Origin of the sequence: Pseudonocardia bannensis, from assembly GCF_012911875.1 — a bacterium.
GTDB lineage: Bacteria > Actinomycetota > Actinomycetes > Mycobacteriales > Pseudonocardiaceae > Pseudonocardia > Pseudonocardia bannensis.
Genome location: NZ_JAAXKZ010000205.1, coordinates 1 through 5,572, shown reverse-complemented (window position 1 = coordinate 5,572; position 5,572 = coordinate 1). Strand labels below are relative to the sequence as shown.

5 protein-coding genes and 1 pseudogene are annotated in these 5,572 nt (G+C 73.3%); 2 read left to right on the top strand and 4 right to left on the bottom strand.

The genetic code is table 11. From position 1 onward, the window contains the following. The 3 genes from sepH to HF519_RS29135 all read right to left on the bottom strand — a co-directional run. The coding region (gene sepH / locus HF519_RS29145; RefSeq protein WP_169416183.1) for a septation protein SepH at nt 1-907 on the bottom strand (907 nt) is incomplete at its 3' end. Between the two features lie 285 nt (nt 908-1,192). Next, nucleotides 1,193-2,338 carry a phosphoserine transaminase gene (serC, locus tag HF519_RS29140; RefSeq protein WP_169416182.1) on the bottom strand — a complete coding sequence of 382 codons (1,146 nt, stop codon included), beginning with the start codon at nt 2,336-2,338 and terminating at the stop codon, nt 1,193-1,195. Nucleotides 2,339-2,430: 92 nt separating this feature from the next. Continuing rightward, on the bottom strand, nt 2,431-2,781 hold the full coding sequence (locus HF519_RS29135) for a helix-turn-helix domain-containing protein (protein ID WP_438826458.1): 351 nt from the start codon (nt 2,779-2,781) through the stop codon (nt 2,431-2,433). Here HF519_RS29135 and HF519_RS29130 point away from each other — a divergent pair. Next, nucleotides 2,714-3,245 (top strand): annotated as a pseudogene (locus tag HF519_RS29130) (MFS transporter); the annotation flags it as partial. The gene HF519_RS29135 and the pseudogene HF519_RS29130 sit on opposite strands and share 68 nt — an antisense overlap. A gap of 43 nt (nt 3,246-3,288) precedes the next feature. On the opposite strand, the gene HF519_RS29125 reads toward HF519_RS29130, so the two are convergent. Further along, nucleotides 3,289-4,437 carry a citrate synthase 2 gene (locus HF519_RS29125; protein WP_169416184.1) on the bottom strand — a complete coding sequence of 383 codons (1,149 nt, stop codon included), beginning with the start codon at nt 4,435-4,437 and terminating at the stop codon, nt 3,289-3,291. Between the two features lie 305 nt (nt 4,438-4,742). Here HF519_RS29125 and pdxH point away from each other — a divergent pair, with 305 nt between their 5' ends. Continuing rightward, nucleotides 4,743-5,408 carry a pyridoxamine 5'-phosphate oxidase gene (gene pdxH, locus HF519_RS29120; RefSeq protein WP_169416181.1) on the top strand — a complete coding sequence of 222 codons (666 nt, stop codon included), beginning with the start codon at nt 4,743-4,745 and terminating at the stop codon, nt 5,406-5,408. The last annotated feature ends 164 nt before the right edge of the window (nt 5,409-5,572 follow it).

Below are 5,572 nucleotides of genomic sequence, written 5' to 3'. Positions count from 1 at the left end.
GGGCGGGCTCGGGACGGGCCGGTTCGACCCGCGGCGGCTCGGGCCGGGACGTGTCGGCCGGGGGCTCGGCTGCCCGTTCGCGCGTGCGCTCGACCGGGCGCTCGGCCGCACGGGGTGCCGCCGCTGCGGCCGCGGCCGGGCGGCGCTGCTCGGGCGGGACGGACGGGCGGCCTGCGGACCGGTCCGGCGGGGGGACCGGGCGGTCCCGCACCGGGGATCCCGACGCTGCCGCCGCCCGGACGATCTGCTCCTCGACCGGCTCCGGGGCGGGCGGCTGCTCCTCGGAGCGACTGATGTCGATCACGGGACCGACCGTCCGGAGCGGACGCATCGGCAGCCCCTCCACCAGGTCGTTGGCGTGTTCGTCGAGCGCGGTGACGGTGCCGCCGTGCGCGCCGGGCTGGAACGTCCAGTGCGCCTCGTTGTCCGAGCGGCCCGCGCGCCAGCTCAGCGCGACGACCCACCTGCCGTCCTCGCCCTTCCACGAGTCCCACTCGGCGTCGGGGTAGTCCTGGCCCCTGAGCCCGAAGGTGTGTGCGACGACCTCGCCGAGGGTGCGCACATCGGGCCCGTCGGCGCGGATCGGATGGGCGCCCTGGGCCAGCTCGGCGGTGCGTGAGCGCTCCAGCAGCACCGGGTAGGCGAATCGTTCGATCTTCTGCAGTGGCACTCCGGCCGCCGCGGCGACCTGCTCCACGGACGCTCCGGCCCGAATACGTGCCTGGATCTCGCGTGGTCGCAATTGGCTCTCCAACTCGATCGCGATCTGGCCGAGCCGGGTCAGGTCTCCCCGGGCGGCGGCGCGCAACTGCTCGTCGGCCGGGACGGTGAAGCGTTCGCGGCGGGCCGGATCCTCGAGGACGACGTGGCCGTCCTCGGTGACCCCGACGACCCGCAACGCCCGCATCGACGGCCTCCCCGCTCTGTGTCGTCCCCGTGCGGGTGACGGTAGTTGCCCTGTCGCACCCTGCGGCGGAGGCGCGCCGAGGCCGGATCTGCCCAGCTCCGGGGCCACTGTGTGGCTTGCTGCGCGCTCCCGAACGAAGGAAGCGCACTCAGCGTGGCACGGCGCGGCGGTCTGGTAAAGCTGGGAAAGGCGATACAGATGTGACTACTTTCTGCAACTGCTGGCGGGCCCGGAAAAGCAGAACGGGCCGGTGGTCACCCACCGGCCCGTCCCGATCTGCGCAGCTCAGCCGAGTCGTTCGACCACGTAGTCGATGCAGGCGGTCAGCGCGGACACGTCGTCCGGCTCGACGGCGGGGAACATCCCGATCCGCAGCTGGTTGCGGCCCAGCTTGCGGTAGGGCTCGGTGTCGAGGATGCCGTTCGCGCGCAGGGTCTTGGCGACGGCGGCGGCATCGACGGAGTCGTCGAGGTCGATCGTGCCGACGACCTGCGAGCGGTGCGCCGGGTCGGCCACGAACGGCGTCGCGAACGACGACTTCTCGGCCCAGGAGTACAGCCGGCCCGAGGAGTCGGCGGTCCGGGCGACGCACGCGTCGAGCCCGCCGAGCCCGTTCATCCAGTCGATCTGCTCGGCGAGCAGGAACAGCGTGGCCAGCGCCGGGGTGTTGTAGGTCTGGTCCTTGGCCGAGTTGTCGACGGCGGTCGCCAGCGACAGGAACGGCGGGATCCACCGGTCTCCCGCGGCGAGCTCGGCCACCCGCTCCAGCGCGGCCGGGCTCATCAGCGCGATCCACAGCCCGCCGTCGGAGGCGAAGCCCTTCTGCGGCGCGAAGTAGTAGGCGTCGGCCTGCGAGACGTCGACGGGGAGGCCGCCGGCGCCGGAGGTCGCGTCGATCACGACGAGCTGCCCGTCGGTCGAGGCCTCCGGGCGGACCACGGGGACGGCGACGCCGGTCGAGGTCTCGTTGTGCGCCCAGGCCAGGATGTCGCAGGACGGGTCGGCGGCAGGTGCCGGCGCCGTGCCCGGCTCCGAGGAGATCACGACCGGGTCGGCCAGGAAGGGCGCGCCGCGGGTGGTGTCGGCGAACTTGGACGAGAACTCGCCGTAGGTCAGGTGCAGGGCCCGCTCGCGAACCAGCCCGAACGCGGCGGCGTCCCAGAAGGCGGTCGACCCGCCGTTGCCGAGCACCACCTGGTAGCCCTCGGGCAGCGAGAACAGCTCGGAGAGTCCGGCACGGACCCTGCCGACGAGTGACTTGACCGGCTTCTGGCGGTGCGAGGTGCCCATCAGCGCTGCACCGGTGTCGGCCAGCGCGGAGATCTGCTCGGGACGGACCTTGGAGGGCCCGCAGCCGAACCGGCCGTCGGCGGGCAACAGGTCGGCTGGGATCTGCAGGTCGGCGGAGGACGCAGTGGTCGAGGACGTCACGGCCTCCAGTCTGCAACCTGCGGTTCCGCGGGTCACGGGCGGGGAGCGGTGTGCGCCGGGCACGGCCCCGGCTGCAGGGCCGTGCGCGCGGCTCACCCCGCGCGCAGGTCGCGGGCGGGCGGAGTGCCGCGGAACGTACGCCGGTAGGCCTGCGGTGCCACCCCGATCGCGGCGTGCAGATGCTCGCGAAGCGATGCCGTCGTGCCGAAGCCGGCCGCGGTGGCGATCCGCTCCACCAGCAGCCCGGTGGTCTCCAGAAGTCGCCGCGCCAGCTCGACGCGCTGCCGGGCGAGCCGGCGGTTCGGCTCAGCCCGGTCTCCTCGCGGAACCGCCGGGTGAACGTGCGCACGCTCATCCAGGCGTGCCTGGCCACGGGCGATGACCGCGGGCCTGGTCCGGTCGCATTTCGTTCCCGCCGCGCACGACCACGGGATGCCGGCCACCACGGTGGCGAGCCTGCTCGCCCTCGTCGGGATCTTCGACCTGGTGGGCACCGTGTTCTACGGCTGGCTCACCGACCGCTTCGACCCGCGGATCCTGCTGGGGGCCTATCTACTACCTGCTGCACGGGGTCTCGCCGGCCCTGCTGCCGCCGCTGTTCGGCCCGGGGCTGCAGGCCCACATGCTGGCGTTCATCGTCTTCTACGGGCTGGACCGGGTGGCTACCGTGCCGCCGACGCTCGCCCTGTGCCGGGAGACCTTCGGTCCGGCCGCAGCCGTCGTCTTCGGCTGGGTCTACGCCTCGCACCAGCTGGGGGCCGCGTTCGCCGCGCTCGGTGCCGGTCTGGTCCGCGACGCACTGGGCAGCTACGACGCGGCCTGGTACGGCGGCGCGGTCCTGTGCGTGCTGGGCGCCGCGTTCTCGGTGGCGATCCGCAGGCGCCCGGTGGGGCCCACCGGCTCGTGAGCGGCAATGGTCGATCCGGCGACCATTGCCGCTCACACCGACGTCAGCCGTGCGTGATCTCGTCCCAGCCGGTGACCTGCTCGGGACGGCGGGGGCCCGGGCCGATGTACTGCGCCGACGGGCGGACCAGCTTGTTCTCCCGCTTCTGCTCCATGATGTGCGCCGACCAGCCCGCGGTCCGGGCACTGGTGAACATGGCGGGCATCATGTGCGGCGGCACCTCGGCGAAGTCGAGGATCACCGCGGCCCAGAACTCGACGTTCGTCTCGATGGGGTGGTCCGGGCGGCGCTCACGCAGGATGCGCAGCGCGGTCTGCTCCAGCGCGGCGGCGACCTCGAACCGCGGCGCGTTCAGCTCCTGGCACGTGCGGCGCAGCACGCGGGCCCGCGGGTCCTCGGCCCGGTAGACCCGGTGCCCGAAGCCCATGAGCTTGTCCTTGCGGTCGAGGATGCCCTTGACCAGCGCCTCCGGGTCACCGGTCTGCTCGACCTCGGCGATCATCGGCAGCACCCGCGCCGGCGCGCCGCCGTGCAGCGGACCCGACATCGCGCCGATCGCCCCGGACAGCGACGCCGCGACGTCGGCCCCGGTGGAGGCGATCACCCGGGCGGTGAACGTGGACGCGTTCATGCCGTGCTCGGCGGCGGACACCCAGTAGGCGTCGACGGCCTTGACGTGCGCCGGGTCGGGCTCGCCGCGCCAGCGCACCATGAAGCGCTCGGTGATCGTCGAGCACTCGTCGATCCGCGACTGCGGCACGGCCGGGACGCCGATTCCGCGGGCCGACTGGGCGACGTAGGACAGCGCCATCACCGATGCGCGGGCCAGCTGGTCGCGGGCCTCCTCGGCGGTGATGTCGAGCAGCGGCCGGCAGCCCCAGTACGGGGCGAGCATGGCCAGCGCGGCCTGCACGTCGACCCGAACGTCGCCGGTGTGCACCGGGATGGGGAAAGGATCGGCCGGCGGCAGGCCCGGGCCGAAGCGGCCGTCCACCAGCAGCGCCCAGACGTTGCCGAAGGTGACCTTCCCGACCAGGTCCTCGATGTCGACGCCGCGGTAACGCAGCGCACCGCCGTCCTTGTCCGGCTCGGCGATCTCGGTGCGGAAGGCGACATGGCCCTCCAGACCCGATTTGAAGCCGGGCGGGGGCGGGGGTACCGCCGTTCCGTCCGTCTGATCTGCAGCATCCAGCGCGGTCGGCGCGGCGGCCGCAGTCGGCGCAGTGGACACCCGTCCTCCTCGTTGTCGTCCCCGACTGTTCGCACCGGCGTCCGGACGCCGGGCGGCGCCATCGGCCGATGCCCGCTCGCACGGCGGACCTTTGCCCGGTTCGCGAGCTGCCCACGGCCGCTGTGGACGGTCAACGTGGTTGGCGTCACCCTGCCTCCGAGTGGCGGTGGGAGGCAACGGGCGCGGCGGGTGGCATCGGTCACCGGCACCATTCCACCCGGCCGGGCCGCGCTCTACGGTCGGAGCCGGCGATGAGGAGGGGTGCGATGACCGACGCGATGCCGCACGTGGAGCTGGCCGAGATGCGAGTCGACTATCCCCCCGAGGGTTTCGACACCGATCGGCTCGCCCCCACCTGGCACGAGCAGCTGGCCCGGTGGCTGGCCGAGGCCGAGGAGGCCGGGGTCGCCGAACCCAATGCCATGGTGCTCGCCACCGCCGACCCCGCCGGCCGGCCCTCGTCGCGCACGGTCCTGTGCAAGGGTCTCGACGGCCGCGGGGTGGTCTTCTACACGAACTACACCTCGGCGAAGAGCCACGACCTGCGCCAGGGCCGGGCGGCCTCGGTGACCTTCCCCTGGTACCTGCTGCACCGCCAGGTGAACCTGCGCGGCGCCGTCGAGGAGGCGACCCCGGAAGAGGCCGACGCCTACTGGGCCACCCGCCCGCGTGGCTCACAGCTCGGGGCGTGGGCGTCGGCGCAGTCGGTCGTGGTGGCCGACCGCCGGGTGCTCGACGACGCGCTGGAGGGCGTCGCCCGCCGCTTCGCCGACACCGAGGTGGTCCCGCGCCCGCCGCACTGGGGAGGGTGGCGGATCATCCCCGATCAGGTGGAGTTCTGGCAGGGCCGGGAGAACCGGATGCACGATCGGCTTCGGTTCGAGGTCGACGGACACGACCGGTCGTGGCGGGTGCGCCGGCTCGCGCCCTGACCGGTCATCGGGCCACGATCGCACGATTTGCCCGTTTCGTCGGGAATGCGCCGTTCCCCGGTGGAGACCCTGTTCACCCGGACCGCTGCGGAGCTGCTGTGGGCGCGGGCGGCGTGGTAGTCCTGACCGTGTGACAGCCCGTGGCCAGGGGGAGCCGACGCGCC

Bases quoted from the DNA above. Each gene is read 5' to 3' on its own strand.
- pdxH (WP_169416181.1), top strand. From the start codon at position 4,743: ATGACCGACGCGATGCCGCACGTGGAGCTGGCCGAGATGCGAGTCGAC.